General features: G+C 71.0%; 17 protein-coding genes and 2 pseudogenes. 7 read left to right on the top strand and 12 right to left on the bottom strand.

Annotated features, from left to right (window positions below; translation table 11 throughout):
• Nucleotides 1–82 precede the first annotated feature (82 nt).
• Entirely contained in the window at nucleotides 83–472 is a 390-nt protein-coding gene (locus JIAGA_RS0113725) for a cupin domain-containing protein (RefSeq protein ID WP_026876101.1), read from the bottom strand.
• 93 nt (nucleotides 473–565) lie between these two features.
• Between JIAGA_RS0113725 and JIAGA_RS0113720 the strand changes: the two genes are divergently transcribed.
• Nucleotides 566–1,051 (top strand): MarR family winged helix-turn-helix transcriptional regulator, encoded by a 486-nt coding sequence (locus JIAGA_RS0113720; protein ID WP_169738866.1) that lies wholly within the window; start codon nucleotides 566–568, stop codon nucleotides 1,049–1,051.
• Nucleotides 1,052–1,223: 172 nt separating this feature from the next.
• Here the strand turns inward: JIAGA_RS0113720 and JIAGA_RS0113715 are convergent, their stop codons facing one another.
• Nucleotides 1,224–1,571 (bottom strand): winged helix-turn-helix transcriptional regulator, encoded by a 348-nt coding sequence (locus JIAGA_RS0113715; RefSeq protein WP_026876099.1) that lies wholly within the window; start codon nucleotides 1,569–1,571, stop codon nucleotides 1,224–1,226.
• Nucleotides 1,572–1,687: 116 nt separating this feature from the next.
• Between JIAGA_RS0113715 and JIAGA_RS0113710 the strand changes: the two genes are divergently transcribed.
• Nucleotides 1,688–2,569: an NAD(P)-dependent oxidoreductase gene (locus JIAGA_RS0113710; RefSeq protein ID WP_026876098.1), complete on the top strand. Its 882-nt coding sequence runs from the start codon at nucleotides 1,688–1,690 to the stop codon at nucleotides 2,567–2,569.
• A 53-nt stretch (nucleotides 2,570–2,622) separates the two neighbouring features.
• Here the strand turns inward: JIAGA_RS0113710 and JIAGA_RS33820 are convergent.
• From JIAGA_RS33820 to JIAGA_RS0113695, 3 genes and pseudogenes are all read right to left on the bottom strand, one after another.
• A pseudogene (locus JIAGA_RS33820) lies at nucleotides 2,623–3,419 on the bottom strand (alpha/beta fold hydrolase).
• A gap of 158 nt (nucleotides 3,420–3,577) precedes the next feature.
• Complete coding sequence (gene gndA, locus JIAGA_RS0113700; RefSeq protein ID WP_026876096.1) at nucleotides 3,578–5,020, bottom strand: NADP-dependent phosphogluconate dehydrogenase; 1,443 nt, start codon at nucleotides 5,018–5,020, stop codon at nucleotides 3,578–3,580.
• A gap of 113 nt (nucleotides 5,021–5,133) precedes the next feature.
• The gene (locus JIAGA_RS0113695; protein ID WP_026876095.1) at nucleotides 5,134–5,904 is read right to left on the bottom strand and encodes a TetR/AcrR family transcriptional regulator; all 771 of its coding nucleotides are present in this window, start codon (nucleotides 5,902–5,904) and stop codon (nucleotides 5,134–5,136) included.
• A gap of 96 nt (nucleotides 5,905–6,000) precedes the next feature.
• On the opposite strand from JIAGA_RS0113695, the gene JIAGA_RS0113690 reads away from it, so the two are divergent.
• Nucleotides 6,001–6,975, top strand: a complete 975-nt coding sequence (locus tag JIAGA_RS0113690; protein WP_051426069.1) for an ATP-binding cassette domain-containing protein — start codon at nucleotides 6,001–6,003, stop codon at nucleotides 6,973–6,975.
• Complete coding sequence (locus tag JIAGA_RS0113685; protein WP_051426068.1) at nucleotides 6,972–7,826, top strand: ABC transporter permease; 855 nt, start codon at nucleotides 6,972–6,974, stop codon at nucleotides 7,824–7,826. Before JIAGA_RS0113690 ends, JIAGA_RS0113685 begins: the two co-directional genes overlap by 4 nt.
• Nucleotides 7,827–7,911: 85 nt before the next feature.
• Here JIAGA_RS0113685 and JIAGA_RS0113680 read toward each other — a convergent pair whose 3' ends face one another.
• Together JIAGA_RS0113680 and JIAGA_RS36130 are read right to left on the bottom strand one after the other, a co-directional pair.
• The gene (locus JIAGA_RS0113680; protein WP_026876092.1) at nucleotides 7,912–8,493 is read right to left on the bottom strand and encodes a dihydrofolate reductase family protein; all 582 of its coding nucleotides are present in this window, start codon (nucleotides 8,491–8,493) and stop codon (nucleotides 7,912–7,914) included.
• Nucleotides 8,494–8,559: 66 nt separating this feature from the next.
• Nucleotides 8,560–9,405, bottom strand: a pseudogene (locus JIAGA_RS36130) (helix-turn-helix domain-containing protein).
• Between the two features lie 202 nt (nucleotides 9,406–9,607).
• Between JIAGA_RS36130 and JIAGA_RS0113670 the strand changes: the two are divergent.
• The 3 genes from JIAGA_RS0113670 (at nucleotide 9,608) to JIAGA_RS0113660 (ending at nucleotide 12,664) form a co-directional block, all read left to right on the top strand.
• Nucleotides 9,608–11,272 carry a substrate-binding domain-containing protein gene (locus tag JIAGA_RS0113670; protein WP_026876091.1) on the top strand — a complete coding sequence of 555 codons (1,665 nt, stop codon included), beginning with the start codon at nucleotides 9,608–9,610 and terminating at the stop codon, nucleotides 11,270–11,272.
• 85 nt (nucleotides 11,273–11,357) lie between these two features.
• A complete protein-coding gene (locus tag JIAGA_RS29690) occupies nucleotides 11,358–12,188 on the top strand; it encodes a polysaccharide deacetylase family protein (protein WP_051426066.1) in 831 nt (276 codons plus the stop codon).
• The gene (locus JIAGA_RS0113660; protein WP_026876090.1) at nucleotides 12,185–12,664 is read left to right on the top strand and encodes a phosphatase domain-containing protein; all 480 of its coding nucleotides are present in this window, start codon (nucleotides 12,185–12,187) and stop codon (nucleotides 12,662–12,664) included. Before JIAGA_RS29690 ends, JIAGA_RS0113660 begins: the two co-directional genes overlap by 4 nt.
• On the opposite strand, the gene JIAGA_RS29685 is transcribed toward JIAGA_RS0113660, so the two are convergent.
• The 5 genes from JIAGA_RS29685 to alaS are packed head-to-tail and all read right to left on the bottom strand — an operon-like array spanning nucleotide 12,665 to nucleotide 18,452.
• The gene (locus tag JIAGA_RS29685) at nucleotides 12,665–13,333 is read right to left on the bottom strand and encodes a prepilin peptidase (protein ID WP_051426065.1); all 669 of its coding nucleotides are present in this window, start codon (nucleotides 13,331–13,333) and stop codon (nucleotides 12,665–12,667) included. It lies immediately after the preceding gene.
• Nucleotides 13,330–14,172 carry a shikimate dehydrogenase gene (locus JIAGA_RS0113650; RefSeq protein ID WP_026876089.1) on the bottom strand — a complete coding sequence of 281 codons (843 nt, stop codon included), beginning with the start codon at nucleotides 14,170–14,172 and terminating at the stop codon, nucleotides 13,330–13,332. The genes JIAGA_RS29685 and JIAGA_RS0113650 overlap by 4 nt, the downstream gene beginning before the upstream one ends.
• On the bottom strand, nucleotides 14,166–15,314 hold the full coding sequence (gene mltG, locus JIAGA_RS29680) for an endolytic transglycosylase MltG (RefSeq protein ID WP_051426063.1): 1,149 nt from the start codon (nucleotides 15,312–15,314) through the stop codon (nucleotides 14,166–14,168). Before mltG ends, JIAGA_RS0113650 begins: the two co-directional genes overlap by 7 nt.
• Nucleotides 15,307–15,774 carry a Holliday junction resolvase RuvX gene (gene ruvX / locus JIAGA_RS29675; RefSeq protein ID WP_084469665.1) on the bottom strand — a complete coding sequence of 156 codons (468 nt, stop codon included), beginning with the start codon at nucleotides 15,772–15,774 and terminating at the stop codon, nucleotides 15,307–15,309. The genes mltG and ruvX overlap by 8 nt, the downstream gene beginning before the upstream one ends.
• Nucleotides 15,771–18,452 carry an alanine--tRNA ligase gene (gene alaS, locus JIAGA_RS0113635; RefSeq protein WP_026876088.1) on the bottom strand — a complete coding sequence of 894 codons (2,682 nt, stop codon included), beginning with the start codon at nucleotides 18,450–18,452 and terminating at the stop codon, nucleotides 15,771–15,773. The genes ruvX and alaS overlap by 4 nt, the downstream gene beginning before the upstream one ends.
• Nucleotide 18,453 lies beyond the last annotated feature (1 nt).

The raw sequence follows: 18,453 nt of genomic DNA, 5'->3' as shown, positions 1-18,453 counted from the left end.
GGCCTACTCCGAGATCAACGGCCCAGGTGCACATCCGACCTCGGACCGGTGCTCGCACGCTGTCCGAAGCGCGGCGGTTGTGTCACGCGATCCAGGCGGGGGACACCGGCTCTCCGGGCCCGTCCGGTGAGATCGGGGTGGCCGATCCGCTGGCCAGGCCGGTGACGACGAACACGGCGCCGGAATCGGTGCCGACCTGGCGCGGGATTCCGGCGGGGAGGACCACGGTGTCACCGGACGTCAGGTCGATGCTCTCAGCGTCGACGGCGATGGTCGCCGTACCGTCGAGCAGGTGCCACGCCTGCTCGACGTCGAAGGTGTGCTGGGGGCCGCGCTGGCCGGGGCGCATGGTGACGCGCCACAGGCTCAGCGTCTTGGTGCCGCCCTGCGTGGGTGAGGCGAGGGTGATCATGGAGGCGTTCGGCGTCTCGGTGAGGCGGGCACCCGAGAGAGCGATTCTGGCGGCGGTCATATCGGTTCCCTGGAATAGACAACGTGGTTGTCTAGCACCGTAAGGCCCGGATGCGATATCGTCAACCAGGTTGACGATTGCGGAGGTGCGCTGGTGAGCGAGCCTGGATGGCGCGTTGTCCTGCTCCTGGCCGGTGCGTTCCGTGACGGCGTCGACGCGCTCCACGGCGAGCTCGCCGCGCAGGGTCATCCCGAAGCTCGGCCGCTGCACGGATTCGTGCTCCAGGCGATCGGTCCCGACGGGTGCACGATCAACGAGCTCGGTCAGCGTCTCGGCGTCTCGAAGCAGGCGGCAGCCAAGACCACGGCCGGCCTGGAGAGGGCTGGGTACGTCGCACGGGACTCGGTGCCGGGGGATCGACGTGCGGTACTGCTGCGTCGCACGTCCCGCGCCGAGGATTTGCTGGCGGCCAGCGCTGCCGTCTTCGACCACGTCATGGACCGCTGGCGGCGCCAGCTCGGCGTTGCCCGCTTCGACACGATGGTCGAGGCACTCGCCGACGTGGCCGGCGAAGGGACGGTCGGCGATCTTCCTGGCTGGCTCACCCAGTGGTCCTGGACGAAAGATGAACGCCAGTAGGCATTGCCTGTGTAGGTCGGGCCAGAGGCTTGCGCCGCCACGCGAACCGCCATGTAGTTGGCACGATGCGCCAGATCAGTGGCCAGTCATCGTCTCATCACCAGGTCGCCGATAATGCACATTATGTCAACTAGTCACGATCCAGGGCCGGGAGGGGTCTGACGCCCCTCCCTCAGCCGCGGATCGCGTCCCACTCGATGGCCTCGATGCGGTCCATGTGGTCTTCGCCCCACTCCCCGAGAGGCGCCAGCGCGGCGTTGAGCGACCGGCCGAACTCGGTGAGCGAGTACTCGACCCTCGGCGGCACTTCGTGGTACGACTCCCGGTGCACCAGGCCAGCCGTCTCCAGTTCCCGAAGCTGCAGAATCAGCATCCGCTCGCTGATGCCGGCGACCGCCCGGCGTAGTTGGCCGAACCGCAGCGGCCCGTCGGCCAGCATGAACAGGATCAGGCCCTTCCACTTGCCGCCCATCACCGCGACGGCGGCGTCGAGGCCGCAGGTGAAGGTGCGTTCGGCCATCTGACCTCCTGACATACACATCTGTGGGTACCGAACAGAAGTGTAGGTACTTGTAGAACTGCATGTAAACGGCTCAGGATGGCGGTGTCCCGATCACCACCACGACAGGAGTCCCCATGACCGCGCAAGGCCGCCCGCCGGTGACCGTCGTCGGCCTCGGCTCGATGGGCGCCGCGCTGGCCCAGGCGTTCCTCGATGCCGGCCATCCCACCACCGTCTGGAACCGCACCGCGGCCAAGGCCGCGTCTCTGGTCGAACGCGGAGCCACGCTCGCCGCCTCCGTCGACGACGCGGTGCGCGCCGGCCCGCTGGTGGTCACGTGCCTCACCGGTTACGACGACACCCGACAGGCCCTGGAGCCGGCGACGGCGTCCCTGTCCGGCAGGGTGTTGGTGCCGCTGAACAGCGGCGTTCCGGCCAGCGCGCGCGATTTCGCCGTCTGGGCCGCCGGTCATGGCGCGCGTGTGCTCGACGGGGCGGTAAAGAACGTGCCGGCCGCGGTCGGCGCCGCGGACACGCTGATCTATTACGGCGGCGACCGGTCGGCATTCGACGAACACTCAGACACGCTCCGGGTGCTCGGTGGGCGCACCGAGTTCCTGGGCGACGAACCGGATCTCGCGGTGTTCTACGAGTCGGCGGTCGGTGCCACTCTCCTGCCGGCGCTGGTGGGCTTCTTCCAGGGTGCCGCCGCGGCCCAGGCACGCGGACTGCCGGTGAGTGCGCTCGTGCCGTACAGCGTCGCGTGGCTGGAGATGATCGGATCGGTGCTGCCGACGTTCGCCGAGGAGATCGACAGCGGCGACTACTCCGCGGCGGCGTCGTCGGTGAACCTGTTCCTCGCCGGCATCGCCTGGGATGAGGAGTTCGGCCGCGAGGCGGGCGTGGACACGGCCTGGCAGGCGCCGTTGCACGACCTGATCCGCCGGGCGGCCGCGGCCGGTCATGGGGAGCACAGCGTCGCCGCACTGGTGGAAGTGCTGCGCCGCCCCGAGTGATGCGACTCCCCCGGCGGATGCGCGCTCACCGCTGCGCGCTCACCGCTGCGCGCTCATCGCTCGACCAGCGCGAACCGGCGGATCTCCGCGGCCAGCTCGGCCGGTTGCTCCAGTGGGATCGCGTGCCCCGCATCGAGCCACAGCTGAGTCACGCCGGGATGCGCGGCTCGGAACCGGCTCGCCGCGGCGTCGGTGGCTGCGTGCACCTGCGCGCCCCACGGCACTGGGTCGGCCCGGCCCGGCAGGACCTGGAGCACCGGGGCGGTGAGCTGCTCGTAGACGGCGTCGAGGTCGCGCTCGCGGCGGCGCAGCTCCTGCGTGAGCTGCCACAACTGGTCGGTTGTGAGGTGGTGGCCGTGGCCGGCCCGGGCTGCCAGCCACCCCGCGAGCCGCACCAGTGGGCGGCGCAGCTCGACATCGAACGTGGCGCGGTCGTCAAGGGCCGCCGGCAGCTTCACCGGCAGTCCGCCGTCGACGGTGACGACGCCCGCGCAGGGTCGGCGGACGGCCGCTTCGACCGCCACCGTCGCGCCGAGCGAATGTCCGACGAGCACCGGTTCGCGCAGCCCGAGCGCGTCGTGGACCGCGACGAGATCCGTGACCAGCGCGGAGATGGTGTACTCCCCCGTCGCCGATTCGGATGACCGGCGTGGCCTCGGTGGTCGTAGGCGACCACTCGGCACTCTTCTGCCAGTCGCGACGCGACCAGGTCCCAGGAGCGCTGGGTCGTCCCGAGGCCGTGCACGAGGACGACGGCCGGGCGGGCCGAGTCGTCGCCGCCGGGGGTGGAACTGTCGCGGACCGCGAGCCGGACCCCGTCGTGATTCACCGTGCGCCGTGTCCGTCTCATGGGTGTCAACGTATGTTGACGCCTGGCCCGTGTCAACCATGATTGACGGAGTGCTCCCTCCAGGCCTACTCCCGCTTCACCAGGCAAGCATTCCTGGTGAAGCGGGAGCACCCATGCTGCACGTGATCATTTGGGGCGGGCGGGTCATGGATGTTGCGTCAGGACTGCTGCTCCTCGCTGCGGTCCTGCGACCAGAGCGTGTGGAAGACACCGTCGCGGTCGACCCGCCGGTAGGTGTGCGCGCCGAAGAAGTCGCGCTGGCCCTGCGTCAGCGCCGCCGGCAACCGCTCGGCACGCAGGGCGTCGTAGTACGACAGCGCGGTGGCGAACCCCGGTACCGGGATGCCGAGCCGTGCCGCCGTCGCCACAACCGTGCGCCAGGCCTCCTGAGCGGCGCCGATCTCCGCGGCGAACTGCTCGTCGGCCAGCAGGCTGGGCAGGGCGCGGTCCTTGGCGTACGCGGCGGTGATGCGGTCGAGGAAGGCCGCGCGGATGATGCAGCCGCCCCGCCAGATACCGGCGATGGCGCCGAGGTCGAGCTCCCAGCCGTATTCCGCGCCGGCTGCCTGCATCTGGTGGAAACCCTGCGTGTACGAGACGACCTTCGAGGCGTAGAGAGCCTGCTCGACCTGGCCGGCGAATCGCTCGGCGTCGTCGGGCGCCAGCGTGGCCGGCGCCGGGCCGGCGAGGTCGCGGCCCACGGCGCGAAGCTCCGCGTGGCCGGACAGCGACCGGGCGAACACGGCCTCGGCGATGCCGTTCACCGGCACGCCGAGATCCAGCGCGAGCTGCACGGTCCAGCGCCCGGTGCCCTTCTGCTCCGCTTGGTCGGCGACGATGTCGACGAACGGCCGGCCGGTGGCGGCGTCGACGTGTGCCAGCACCTCGGCGGTGATCTCGATGAGGTAGGAGTCGAGGCGGCCGGAGTTCCAGCCCTTGAATATCCTGGCGATGTCGGCTGGTTGGTAGCCCGCGGCCCGCCGCAGCAGGTCGTACGCCTCGGCGATCAGCTGCATGTCGGCGTACTCGATGCCGTTGTGCACCATCTTGACGAAGTGGCCGGCCCCGTCGGCGCCCACGTGCGTGCAGCACGGTGTGCCGTCCGCGGCCTTGGCGGCGATGATCTCCAGCATCGGGCCGAGCGACTCGTACGACTCCGCCGAGCCGCCGGGCATGATGCTGGGTCCCAGCAGTGCGCCTTCCTCTCCCCCGGAGATGCCGGTGCCGACGAAGTGCAGGCCGCTTTCGCGCAGCGCCGCCTCACGGCGGCGAGTGTCGGCGAAGTGGGCGTTGCCGCCGTCGATGACGACGTCGCCGGGCTCCAGCAGCGGCACGAACTCCTCGATGACGGCGTCGGTCGGTGCACCCGCCTTGACCATGATGACCAGCCGGCGCGGGCGCTCCAGCGCGGCCACGAACTCCTCGGCGGACTCCGCCGGCACGAACGTGCCCTCGTGGCCGAACTGCTCGACGAGATCACGAGTGCGGCTGGCGGTGCGGTTGTGAACCGCGACCGCGAAGCCGTTGCGGGCGAAGTTGCGGGCCAGGTTGCGGCCCATCACCGCGAGCCCGGTCACGCCGATCTGAGCCGTACCAGCCATCTGCCGCTCCTGTCGCGAATCTGGAGATGAAGTGCCGGCGCCTGCCGACACCTCAGTATCGTCCCCTCCCCTGCGCTGCCGGCCGGCGCCCACCCCGTCCGGATCACACGCAGTCAGCTCTGGTGCGTCCGACGCTCGAGGTAGGCGCCGATGCCGTCCAGCACGATCTCCAGACCGAATGCGAAGTCGTCGCCCAGCCACGGGTCGGGGTCGGCGTAGCCGTCGAAGCTGTCCCGGGCGACGATGCGGGCCAGGACGGGGTGCTGCTCAGCGGTCACGAACGTGGTGAGCATCCGCCCGTAAGCGGCGTCCCACTCCCCCTCCGGCGCTCCGGTGCGGTTCTCCACGCCGGACATGGTGAACGCCAGTTGCGCGTGTCCGCGGACGTAACCGCTGAGCATCACCAGGATGCCGAGCATCTCCGGCCCGCTGAGGCCGGTGTCGTCCAGCGCCTGCAGCAGGTATTCCATGCGGCGGATCTGGGCAGGTCCCATCGGCGGGGCGTTCAGTGGCACGTCGAGCGCCCACGGCCGGCGACGGTACGTGTCGGCGATCGCCAGCGCGTGCCAGCGCAGCCGCTCGCGCCAGCCGGTGAGCTGCGGCGGTGGCGCCTCCGGCTCGCTCGCGGCTTCGACCATGAGCTCCAGCAGGTCGGTCTTGCTGGGGACGTACCTGTAGAGCGACATGGTGGTGACGCCGAGGTTGTCGGCGATGCGGCGCATGGATACCGCCGCCAGCCCCTCGGCGTCGGCGATCTCGATGCCGGTGCTGACGATGCGCTCCACGCTCAGGCCGGGTTTCGGGCCCCGGGTCGCCTGCGGCTGGGCACCCCAGAGCAGGTCGAGGGTCCGGTTCGGATCGGCCCGCTGGTTCTCCGTCGGCATCTACTCCCCTAGGTCGCCCGGCTTGACGCTCATCCTAGAACTGTGTACAACGTATATCGACGTATACACCATAAACACTTTCGACTGGAGGCTGTCGTGACGTCCACTGATCCAGCCATCGTCGCCGCTGGGCTGCGCAAGCGGTATGGCGATGCCTACGCCCTCGACGGCTTCGACCTCGAGGTGCCACGCGGGGTGGTCCACGGCCTGCTCGGCCCGAACGGCGCCGGCAAGACCACGGCCGTACGCATCCTCGCCACGTTGCTCAGGTTCGACTCCGGAACCGCTCGGGTTGCCGGCCACGACGTCGTGCGCGAGGCGGCCGAGGTGCGCGGCCGTATCGGCCTCACCGGCCAGTACGCCGCCGTCGACGAGACCCTGTCCGGTCGGCAGAACCTGGTGATGTTCGGCCGCCTCTACCACCTCGGGGTCCGTGGCGCCCAGCGGCGGGCGGACGAGTTGCTGGAGCAGTTCGCGCTCACCGAGGCCGCCGACCGCTCCGCCCGTACGTACTCCGGCGGCATGCGGCGCCGACTCGACCTGGCCGCCAGTCTTGTGCTCGCCCCGGAGGTGCTGTTCCTCGACGAGCCCACCACCGGGCTGGACCCACGCAGCCGCAATGACGTGTGGGACGCCGTGCGGGCACTGGTCGCCGGCGGAACCACCGTGCTGCTGACCACGCAGTACCTGGAGGAGGCCGACCAGCTGGCCGGCCGCATCTCCGTCATCGACACCGGCCGGGTGGTGGCCGAGGGCTCTCCCGACCAGCTCAAGGCGCAGATCGGTGGCGATCGCATCGAGGTCGTGGTCCGCGACGCCACGCAGTTGCCCGCCGCGGCCGCCGTCGTCGGCCGGGTCGCGGGCGCTCGCCCGGAGATCGACACCGACATCCGCCGGGTCAGCGCCCCCGTCAGCGACCGGATGGCCGCGCTCGGCGCCGTCATCGGTGAACTGCAGCGCGAGAGCATCGACGCCGAGGACGTCGGCCTGCGCCGGCCCACCCTGGACGAGGCGTTCCTCCAGCTCACCGGCCACCCGGCCGCACCGACCACCGAGGAGAGTGCCGCATGAGCGCCACCCTGACCGACCGCCCGGCGGTGCCGGCGTCCGCGAGCGCCCGCTCCCCGCTCCCCCGGCTGCGCTGGGCCGTGGCCGACGGCTGGGTGATGACCCGCCGCTACATGGCGCACGTCGTCCGGGCGCCGGAAGAGGTCATCATCTACTTCACGCTCCCGATCATGATGGTGCTCGTCTTCGGGTACGTCTTCGGCAGCGGCATGGCCGTCCCGGACGGCGGCAGCTACCGCGAGTTCCTGCTTCCGGGCGTGTTCGTCATGACCATGGTCTACGGGCTCGGTGCCACCGCGACGGCCGTGGCCTTCGATGTCGACCGCGGCGTCATCGACCGGTTCCGCTCCATGCCGGTGGCCCGCTCCGCGCTCGTCGTCGGCCGTAGCGCCGCCGATGTGATGCGGGCGGTGCTCGAGATGACGACGCTGATCGTCTGCGGGCTGCTGGTCGGCTGGCAGTGGCGCGAAGGAGTCCCTGGAGCCGTCGCGGCGATCTCGCTCATCCTGCTGCTGAGGTTCGCCATCACCTGGATCGGCATCTACCTGGGCCTGATCGTGAAGAACGCCGACATGGTAGGGGTCATCGTCTTCCCGGCCGCCTTCCCGCTCACCGCGCTGTCCAACGTGTTCGTCGCACCGGACCTGATGCCGGCCTGGATGGCTGCCGTCGCGCAGTGGAACCCGCTGTCGTCGACGGTGGCCGCCGCGCGCGACCTGTTCGGCAATCCCGGTCTGGGCAGCGACTCGTGGATCGCCCAGAACGCGACCCTGATGGCCGTGGTCTGGCCGCTGGTGATCCTGGCCGTCTTCGTGCCGTTGTCGGTGCGGCGCTACCAGCGGCTCAGCCGGTGAGGCTGCCGGGCAGGTCGGTGTGCCTGACGCTGCCTTGGCTGCCCTGACCCGTCCACGTTCTGCCGCCTGGATGAGTTCGGCCTCGTCAACGGCGCACCCGATAGCGCAGGTGAAGCACCCGGTTGCCCTGAATCACCACGTCAGGATCCTCCAGCAGGTGCTGCGCGTGGACCGACCCGAAGTAGCGCTTGCCCGACCCGAACACCACGGGTACGACGTCCATGCGCACCTCGTCGATCAGGCCTGCGGCAAGCACCTGGCCACCGACGTCGCCAGCGGCGACCTCGACGATGCGGTCACCCGCGAGCTCCTGCGCCTTGGCCACGGCTGCCTCGACGCCGTCGACGAAGTGAAACGGCGCCTCGGTGTCCCAGCCCTCAGGCTCCGGCCGGTGCGTCACGACGACCACGTGGTCGACCCCGCCCGGAGGCTTCCCGTCCCAGCCGTCCGTCAGGTCGAAGACGTGGCGGCCGACCACGGTCGCCCCGATCTGGTCCCAGTACGGCCGGGTGTAGTCGTAGGACGTCTGCGACACCTTCAACTCGCCGCTCTCGTCCAACGGCACGTCACCGCTGGACAACCAGTCGAACAGCGGTCCGGGCTGGTCATTCTCGTCCGCGACGAAGCCGTCCACCGACACCGAGCTGTACATGACTACTTTGCCCATGGGGCGCTCCTCTGCTTTGGGATACCCCCATATTGGCGTGTCGTGGGCTGTCGCTCTTGTAAGAAATCAATCGGCCGGCAGCGGCCAGCTGTCCAGCACGTGACCGGGATGCTCGCGCAGGAACTGCCGCCGGACTTCGACGTACCGGGTCGGCGTGAGCCCGGTGAACGCCCGGAACTCGTGGCCGAAGTGGGCCTGGTCGAAGTAGCCTGCGCCACCGGCGAGGTCGCCCCAGTCGATCGGTTCGGCGGGGTTGATCGAGAACACGGTGGCGGCGAAGCGGTAGGTGCGGGCCAGCCGCTTCGGCGTGACGCCGATGAGCTCCTTGAACCGCTGTGCCAGGTGAGTGCTGCTGACACCGGCTGCCACCTTCAGGTCGCCGATTGCCACCGCCCCGCTGGTCGCCGCGATGACGCTGCTCGTATGGCGGACCAGTCCCAGGCCGGCGGTCTCGCACAGCCGTTACATCAGCTCCTCCTCGAGCAGCGTCAGCATCTCGAGCGGTCCGTCTGCAGTGGCCAGCCGGTCTCGCAGCTCAGCAATGCCGCGCCGGCCCCAAACCTGCTCTACCGTCACCGGCCGGTCACACAGCTCGGCCGCGGGCATCGGCAGGAACGGCGCCAGCCCCCACGGCTTGAAGTGCACGCCGACGGACCGGGTCCGGAGTGGGTAACCGAACTCCAACGCGCGGGTGGGCGTGGTGACCACGCAGCCGTCGGCGTACTCGGCCGGCTCGATGTCGGTCCCGGCGCGGATGCGGAACGGCGCCCCGAGGTTGACGATGAGCAACGCCCCCGGCATCGGCGGCAGCGTCAGCCGGGCGTACGGCGACGCACCTTCCAGGTAGTAAAGGTCGTCGATCAGCCCGTCCAACGGCGGTCGCGGCACTCTGGACACGTACTCCACGCCCACAGCATCGCCGACGCCCCGCCGATCCCGGAAGAGCGAACCGGAGTCCAGGCGGAGAGCCCGTTTGTAGGCCTCGCACTCGATGGTGGCCCCGGTCGAAGAGCCTGATTCTCCAGTCCGGGTGTGACACGCGGGGCAGGGGACTACCAGAGTCGGAATGCTCCCGGTTAGTCTGCAATCCCCTGACCTGCCCGGAGCTGCCCACATGACAGGACGCCACGCATCGGCGCGGACGACGACGCCGTCTCCCTGGCTGCGCCGGCTGGGCCTGTCCGTGGCGGCCGTCGCGGTCATCGCGGCCGCCGGCCTGGGCGCGGTGTCCGTCCTCGACTCCGGCGGCGGTGAGTGTTCCGGCACTCTGCCCGTGGCCGTCGCGGCCGACGCCACCATCGCGCCGGTGCTCACCGAGCTCGCCGACCGCTACCAGGAGGGTCAGCCCGCTGTCGGCGACCGGTGCGTGCAGGTTGACGTGACCGCGACCTCCGCCGCTGAGGCTGCGGCCACCATCGGCACGCCGGACGCGCCGCAGTTGTGGGTGCCGAAGAGCCTCGACTACGGACCCGCGGTCGACCTGGAGCAGGTCAATCAGCTGGCCAGCGTCGCCGTCTCCCCGCTGGTGGTGATCATGCCGCGACCTGCGGCGCAGGCCGCCGGTGGTGACGAGTCGGTCGTCCCCTGGTCGGCGGTGGTCCAGGGCGACGCGGTGGCGGTCCTGCCCGACCCGGCCGCCAACGACGAGGGCATGGCCAGCCTGCTGGCCGTCCGGGCCGCGCTCGGCGAGACGCTGGAGCAGTCCGAGCTCGTGTCATTGATGACCGAGGTGTCCCGCGCCGCGGTGCCCACTGTCGAGGACGCGTACGCCACCGCGGCCGGCGAGACACCGGTCGCGTTCACGGCCACCGAGCAGTCCGTGGTCGCCTTCAACCGCACTCGCCCGGAGGTGCCGGTCAACGCGCTCTATCCGGCCGAGGGCACGCTCGCCTTCGACTTCCCGGCGCTGGCCGTGCAGGGTGCCGACGACGACGATGCCCGCTCGGCCGCGGCGGACTTCGTCACCTTCCTCGGCTCGGTCGACTCCCAGGAGAGCATCCGCGACGCCGGGTTCCGCAGCCCCGACGGCACCGCCGACGACGACGCCGGAGTGGTCGACGGCACCCGCCCGGCCATGCCGGACCTGCTGCCCGACCCCGATCCGGCCGTGGTCGCCGAGCTCACCCGGCAGTGGGCGGCACTGTCGCTGGACATGCGCATGCTCGCTGTCATCGATGTCTCCGGCTCCATGAACGAGCAGGTCGAGGACGGTGCCACCCGCATCGAGCTGACGCGCGACGCCGCCCTGGAAGCGCTCTCCCTGTTCCCGCCCGCGTCGTCCGTCGGGCTGTGGGCGTTCTCGATCCTGCAGGACCCGCCCAGCGACCACATCGAGCTGGTCGAGATCGGCCCGATGGACGAGGAGGTCGACGGCGGCACCCGGCAGGAGGCGCTGGTCGCGGCACTGGAGTCGCTGCCGTCGCGAGCCGAGGGCGGCACCGGGCTCTACGACACCGTCCTCGCCGCGTTCCAGGAGGTCCGCAGCAGTTACCAGGCCGGCAGCGTCAACTCGGTGGTGCTGCTGACCGACGGACGCAACGAGGACGATCCGGACGGCATCGACCTGGAGACCTTGCTCAACACGCTGACCGCGCAGTTCGACCCCGCGAACCCGGTGCCGGTCATCACCATCGGGATGGGACCCGAGGCCGACATGGAGGCTCTGGAACAGATCTCCGCCGCCACCGGCACCCAGGCCTACCAGGCCGAGGACCCGCGTGACATCCAGAGCGTGTTCGTGCAGGCCATGATCGAACGGCAGTGCCGGCCGAACTGCTGACGACACGCTGCGCATGGGCGCGCCTGTCCGATTTCGGGACCCGTTCATATGATCATGGGTCGGTGAGCGCGGGCAGGAGGTCGCCATGAACAACCTGTCGTGGCCCGCGACCATCCTGCTGGGCATCATGCTGGGCCTGGTGGCGGTGGCTGCCGAGCGCACGGCCGACGAAGAACGTCGCGGATCGATCGCGGACGGCGCGACCGCGGCACCGTCGGAACCCGGCGCCACGGGCGACGCCGATGACGGCCGCTCCGGCGGTGACGCCGGCGACGAGGGCGCCGAGGGCGGCGACGGTGGCTCCGGCGGTGAGACCAGCCCGGACACAGGTGGCGCGTCGGTCGACTACGCCGTCACCCTGACGTTCGACGACGGCCCGCACCCGGTGTACACGCCACAGGTGCTGGACCTGTTGGAGCAGCACGACGCGACCGCGGTGTTCTGCGTGGTCGGTCAGCGGGTCCGTGAGCACCCGGAGGTGCTGAGGCAGGTGGTCGATGCCGGGCATGCGTTGTGCAACCACACCGACACGCACGACGACGAGCTCGCCGACCGCGACCGGGACAAGATCGAGCGGCAGATCGCCGAGGCCGACGAGGCGATCGAGGCCGCGCTCGGCGGCGAGGCGGACGTACCGTACTTCCGCCAGCCCAACACCGCGGTGCAGCCGGAGGTGGAGCCGGTGCTCGACGACCTCGGGCTGCGGCCGCTGGACTGGACGGTCGACCCCCGTGACTGGTCGCGACCCGGGACGACGTCTATCGTTCAGGACGTGCTCGGTCAGATCCGTCCCGGTGCGGTCATCCTGCTGCACGACGGCGGCGGCGACCGCTCCCAGACCGTCGCGGCGCTCGAGCAGATCCTCGCGGGGCTCGACGCCGCCGGCTATCGCACCGTCCTGCCGGGAGACTCATGATCCGACCGCTGGCCGTCATCGACATCGACGGCGTGCTCGCCGACGTCGGCCACCGCCTTCACCACCTGCAGGGCCGGCCGAAGAACTGGGCCGGCTTCTTCGCCGGCATGGGTGACGATGCGCCGTATCCCGAGGGTTTCGCACTGGTCCGGAAGGTGGCCGAGGATCACGACATCCTCTACCTCAGCGGCCGGCCGGAGCGCACGCGCACCGTCACCCAGGAATGGCTGTCCGAGCACCGCGCACCGGCCGGCCGGGTACTGCTGCGGCCCGACGACGACCGCCGTCCGGCCCGGCTGTTCAAGGTCGGTGTACTGAAGCGGCTGTCGGCGCAGCGCCCGGTGGCGGTCCTCGTCGACGACGATCCCGCCGTATGCGCGGCCGCGCGGGCCGCGGGGTTCGCCGTTTACGAGGCGGAGTGGAGCCGGCCCGACCCCACGCTGTTCGCCGCCCAGGAGGCCGACGGCCGCACCTGATCAGGTCGCGAGGAACACCGCGGCGAGGGCGCCCACCAGCATCGGCGGGCCGAACGGCAGGGCGGTGCGCCGTCCCCGGCCGGCGGCCAGCAGCACCATGCCGATGACGCCGCCCACGAGGAAGCCGAGGAACACTCCCAGCACGACCGTGTACCAGCCGACCCAGCCCAGCAACAGCCCGAGCACCGCGGCCAGTTTGACGTCGCCGAGACCCAGGTCGGCGGGCCGGAGCAGCGCCAGCAGCAGGTAGAACACCAGGCACGCGGCGGCGCCCGCCCAAGCCCGGCCGTACGCGCCCCAGTCCTGCGTCGCCGCGGCGGCGACGGTCAGTAGCGCGGCGGCGGCGGCGAGCGAGGTGTAGGTGAGCCAGTCGGGAAGCAGGTGCTCGCGCAGGTCGACGTAGGCCATCGCGACGCCCAGCGCGCCGACGACGAGGTACGCCGGCAGATCCGCCCGGGAGTCGTCCCGCGCCACCGCCAGCAGCGCCCACACCAGCGCGGTCGCCGCGGCCAGCCACCACGCCAGCCGGGGCGCCGCGGCGAGCTCTCGGTACGGCGTCGGGGGCGGCGAGTCGCCGGGCGGTGCGCGGTCCGGGATGCGGGCGATAGCGGTGGGCAGCAGGGCGCCGACGACCAGCCCGGCGGCGGCCACGGCGAGCACGAGCGTCACGCGCGGGTGCCGATCGCCGCCAGCGCCGCCTCGCGCAGCACCGAGACCGGCACGTCGGAACCGGTCATCAGCCGCACCTGGCCCAGCGCCTGGTGCACCAGGAGGTCCAGGCCGCTGGCCACCGCTCCCCCGGCCGCGAGCCACGCGGCGGCGAGCGGGGTGGGCCACGGGTCGTACACGACGTCGAACAGCACCCGGCGGGCGTCGGCGCCTGCCGCTGTGAGCTCACCGGCCAGCACGTCCACCGCACCGGCGGGCGCGGTCGAGACGACCAAGCCGGCCGCCGCGCAGACCGGGAGCACGGCCCACGGCGCCGCCTCGGCCGGGTGACCCAGGGCCGCGGCTACCGCCAGCGCCGCTCCGGCACGCGTCGCGGACCGAGCGTGCACGTGCACCGGGCCGCTGCCGCGGAACGCGAGCGCGGCGAGCACACTGGCCGCCGTCGCGCCGCCACCCCACAGGCAGACCGGCGTGGCCGTGCCGGCGCCGGCTTCGCCGAGCGTCGCCACGACGCCCGGCACGTCCGTGTTGTCGGCCGCCCAGCCGTCGCCGTTCCCGTCGTCCAGCCGTACCAGCGTGTTGGCCGCACCCACGGTCCGGGCGACATCGGACGCCGTCGCCGAGAGTTCGAGGGCCACCCGCTTGAGGGGCATGGTCAGGGACAGGCCGCGCCAGCTCGGGTCCAGCGAGCCGAGGAACGCCGCCAGCCCGGCCTCGTCGACCTCGTGTGCGGAGTACTCCCAGCCCAGCCCGAGGTGTTGGTACGCGGCGCGGTGGATGACCGGCGAAAGTGAATGGGCGATGGGCGACCCGAGGACGCCGCAGTGCCGGTTCAGCACCTGTCGCTCTCCCGGCAGTAGGCGCGCAGCAGCTCCTCGTTGGCGGCGTGGTCCGCCGCGGTGACCGCGAACGCCGTCTCGCCGGTCTCCAGGTTGACCGCGACGAAGTAGCAGTTGCCCTCGTTCGCCGGGTTGAGCGCCGCCGTGAGGGCGTCGTCGCCCGGTGACGCGATCGGCCCCGGCGGCAGCCCGCTCACGCGATAGGTGTTGTACGGCGAGTCGACCTGCCGCATCTCCGGCGACGTGTAGACGCTGGAGTAGTCGTCGACGGCGTAGTGGACGGTGGAGTCCATCTGCAGCCGCTGTTCCGGCACCCCGTTGGCCTGGCAGGCGCCGGAGAGCCGGTTGTAGATGACCTCGGCAACCCGCGGCATGTCCTCGGGTCGGCTGACCTCGCGCTGCACGATGCTGGCGACGGTGACCACCTCGAGAGGTGTCCGGTTCAGCGCCGCCGCGCCGTCGAGCAGACCGAGCTGCTGCGCAGTCCGGTCGAACCGGTCGAGCATGGCCGCGACCAGGGACTCCGGCGTGGTGTCGCCGCCGAGGTCGTACGTGGCCGGGTAGAGGAAGCCTTCCGGGTCGCCCTCGGCGTACTCCGGCAGCGCGGCGGCGTCGATGGCCGCCTGCAGTTCCTCTTCGGTGAACCCGGACTCCTCGGCCAGCCGGGTGACGGTCTGGCGCACCCGGTAACCCTCCGGCAGCGAGACCCGCTGCCCGCCCTCGCCGCTGATCAGGGCCTCGACGGCGTCGGAGGCACGCATCTCGCGGGCCAGGACGTAGTTGCCGGGCTGGATGGAGGTGGCCTGCGGGTTGCCGTCCGCGGCTTCGATGAACGCGTCCTGGCTCGCGACGACCCCTGCCTCGAACAGGGTGGCACCCATGGACCGGATGCTGGCGCCTTCCTCGATGGTGACCGACACTTCGCCGCTGCCGGGGCCCGGATAGTCCTCGGCGTCCCCGAAGACGCCGTTGATGCTGTTGAGCAGGGCGCTTCCGCCGTAGTAGATGCCACCGATCAGGCCGCCCACGACGACGAGAGAGAGGAAGACCGCGACGAACGAGCCGAACCGGCTTCGCCGGCGCCGGCGGCGCCGATGCCGTCGGGGGCGCACGATCTCCTCCGACGTGTCGAGGTCAGTCATCGGTCACCGTCAGCACCTCTCCAGGCGGCTCGCCACTGCTTCGTTCGGCGTCGAGCGCGTCTTGCAGGATCACCATCGCCGCGGCCTGGTCGATGGCCGGGCGCGCCGCCCGGGACGAGACACCGCTGGCTCGCATTCCCCGCGTCGCGACGGCGGTGGTCAAGCGCTCATCGACCAGCCGTACCGGGCATGGTGCCACATACCGAGCCAAATCCGCACCAAACGCCCGCACGTGCCGGGCCGCGGCATGTTCCTTCCCATCGAGACTACGCGGCAAACCCACGACCAGTTCGATAGGACTGCGCTCAGCCACCAACTCGGCGAGTCGCCGCAGGTCACCGGGGCCGCGCCGAACGGTCTCCACCGGTGTGGCGATCAGCCCGCCGGGGTCACACGAAGCGACCCCGATGCGGACGGATCCGACATCAACCCCCAGTCTGACGCCGCGGCGCACCGTCACGAACCGCGAGTGACGGTCTCGCCGATGGCGTGCTCGACCGCGGTCAGTGCGTCGCCGATCTTCGACGCGTCGGTGCCGCCGCCTTGCGCGACGTCGTCCTTGCCGCCACCGCCGCCGCCCAGCGTCTGCGCCGCCACCCTGACCAGCGCGCCGGCCTTCACGCCCCACTCGCGGCCCGGCTCGTTGACGGCGATGACGACGCTGGGCCGGCCGGTGTCGCCGGCGCCCGACGCCGCGACGACCGCGGGCTTCTCGTTGCCCAGCCGGCCACGCACGTCCAGCGCAAGCGAGCGCAGGTCGTCGGCGGCGGTACCCGCGGGCGCCTCGTAACCGACGAACGCCACGCCATACACGTCACGGGCGGACGCCGCCAGCTCGCCCGCCCGTGCGCCGAGCGCGGAGGCGCGGACCTTGGACAGTTCCTTCTCCGCGTCGCGCACCTGCGCCACGAGCCGCTCGATGCGCTCGGGCAACTGGTCGGGCTGGACCTTGAGAAGGTCCGCCAGCCGGCTGACCAGCGCCCGCTCCGTGGCGAGGTACCGGAAGCCCTCGATGCCGACGAACGCCTCGACCCGGCGGCTACCGGCACCGACCGAGCTCTCCCCCGTCAGCGTGACGAGCCCGACCTGCGACGAGTGGCCCACATGCGTGCCACCGCACAGCTCACGCGACCAGGAGCCGGCCATCTCGACGACCCGCACCTCCTCGTCGTAGGTCTCGCCGAACAGCGCCAGCGCTCCGAGCTCGCGGGCCCGCTCCAGCGGCATGTACGTGGCGCTGACGGGGTGGTCGCGGCGGATCGCCAGGTTGGCGACCTCCTCGACCTCGCTGCGGGTGGCCGCGCCGAGCGCCTGCCCCCAGGCGAAGTCGAGGCGCAGGTAGCCGGGCTTGTTGTAGGAACCGCTCTGCAGGGCCTGCGGGCCGAGCACCTGGCGCAGTGCCGCGTGCACGATGTGGGTGCCCGAGTGCGCCTGGCAGGCGCCGATGCGCCACTCGCGGTCGACCTTGGCCGCGACCTCCTGGCCGCTGATGACCTCGCCCTTGAGCACGCGGACCTTGTGCACGACGAGGCCCTTGACCGGGCGCTGGACGTCGAGGACCTCCAGCTCGAAGCCGTCGCCGGTGATGACGCCGGCGTCGCTGTCCTGACCACCGGACTCGGCGTAGAACGGAGTGCGGTCGAGGACCACCTCGACGGTCTCGCCCTCGCTGGCGCCGGGCACCGAGACGCCGTCGAGCAACAGCCCGCGCACGCGGCTGTCGGTCTCGAGCCCCTCGTACCCGGTGAACGGAGTGGGTCCGGCTTCGCGCAGCTCCCGGTAGGCGCCGGTGTCTGCATGTCCCGTCTTCTTCGCCTTCGCATCGGCCTTCGCCCGTTCCCGCTGCTCGGTCATGAGCCGGCGGAACCCGGCCTCGTCGACGGACAGGCCCTGCTCGGCCGCCATCTCCAGGGTGAGGTCGATCGGGAAGCCGTAGGTGTCGTGCAGCTTGAACGCGGTGTCGCCGGGTAGCGCGGTCAGGGCCTTCGACTTGGTCTCGTCCGCGGCGAGGTCGAAGATCTGGGTGCCGGTCTGCAGCGTCCGGCGGAACGCGTCCTCCTCGCCGTAGGCGACCGAGGAGATGCGCGCGAAGTCGGACTCCAGGTCCGGGTAGGCCGCCTTCATGCAGTCCTTGCTGACCGGCAGCAGCTCCGGCAGGGTGCGATCCTGGACGCCGAGCAGCCGCATCGCCCGGACGCTGCGCCGCAGCAGCCGGCGCAGCACATAGCCGCGGCCCTCGTTGGACGGCGTGACACCGTCGCCGATGAGCATGAGGGAGCTGCGGATGTGGTCGGCGACCACCCGCAGCCGCACGTCGTCGCCGTGGTCGGCTCCGTACCGGGTGCCGGCCAGCTCCGCCGCCTTCTGCAGGGTCGGGAAGACCTGGTCGATCTCGTACAGGTTCTCCACGCCCTGCAGCAGGTACGCGACCCGCTCCAGGCCCATGCCGGTGTCGATGTTCTTGCTGGGCAGCTCACCGACGACGACGAAGTCGTCCTTCGCCTTCACGTCGGTGATCTGCTCCTGCATGAAGACGAGGTTCCAGATCTCCAGGAACCTGTCCTCGTCGACGACGGGGCCGCCGTCCGGGCCGTACTGCGGGCCCCTGTCGATGTAGATCTCGCTGCACGGGCCGCCGGGGCCGGGCTGGCCGGTGTGCCAGTAGTTGTCCAGCAACCCGCGGCGCTGGATGCGCTCGTCCGGCAGGCCGGCGACCTTCTTCCACAGCGCCGCGGCTTCGTCGTCGTCATGGAAGACGGTGACCCAGACCGAGCCCGGGTCGAAGCCGAAACCGCCGTCGGAGATCGAACCGGTGACCAGCTCCCAGGCGTGCGCGATGGCGCCTTCCTTGAAGTAGTCGCCGAACGAGAAGTTGCCGTTCATCTGGAAGAACGTGCCGTGCCGAGTGGTCTTGCCGACCTCCTCGATGTCCTGCGTGCGGATGCATTTCTGCACGCTGGTGGCGCGCTGCCACGGCGGCGTCTGCTGCCCGGTCAGGTACGGGATGAACGGCACCATGCCGGCGACGGTGAACAGCAGCGACGGGTCCGGGGAGATCAGGGAGGCGCTGGGGACGACCGTGTGACCGTTCTTCTCGAAGTGGTCGAGGAACCGGCGCCGGATCTCGGCGGTCTCCATG

The organism is Jiangella gansuensis DSM 44835 (assembly GCF_000515395.1).
In the GTDB taxonomy this organism is placed as follows: domain Bacteria; phylum Actinomycetota; class Actinomycetes; order Jiangellales; family Jiangellaceae; genus Jiangella; species Jiangella gansuensis.
This window is presented reverse-complemented; position numbering and strand designations above follow the sequence as displayed.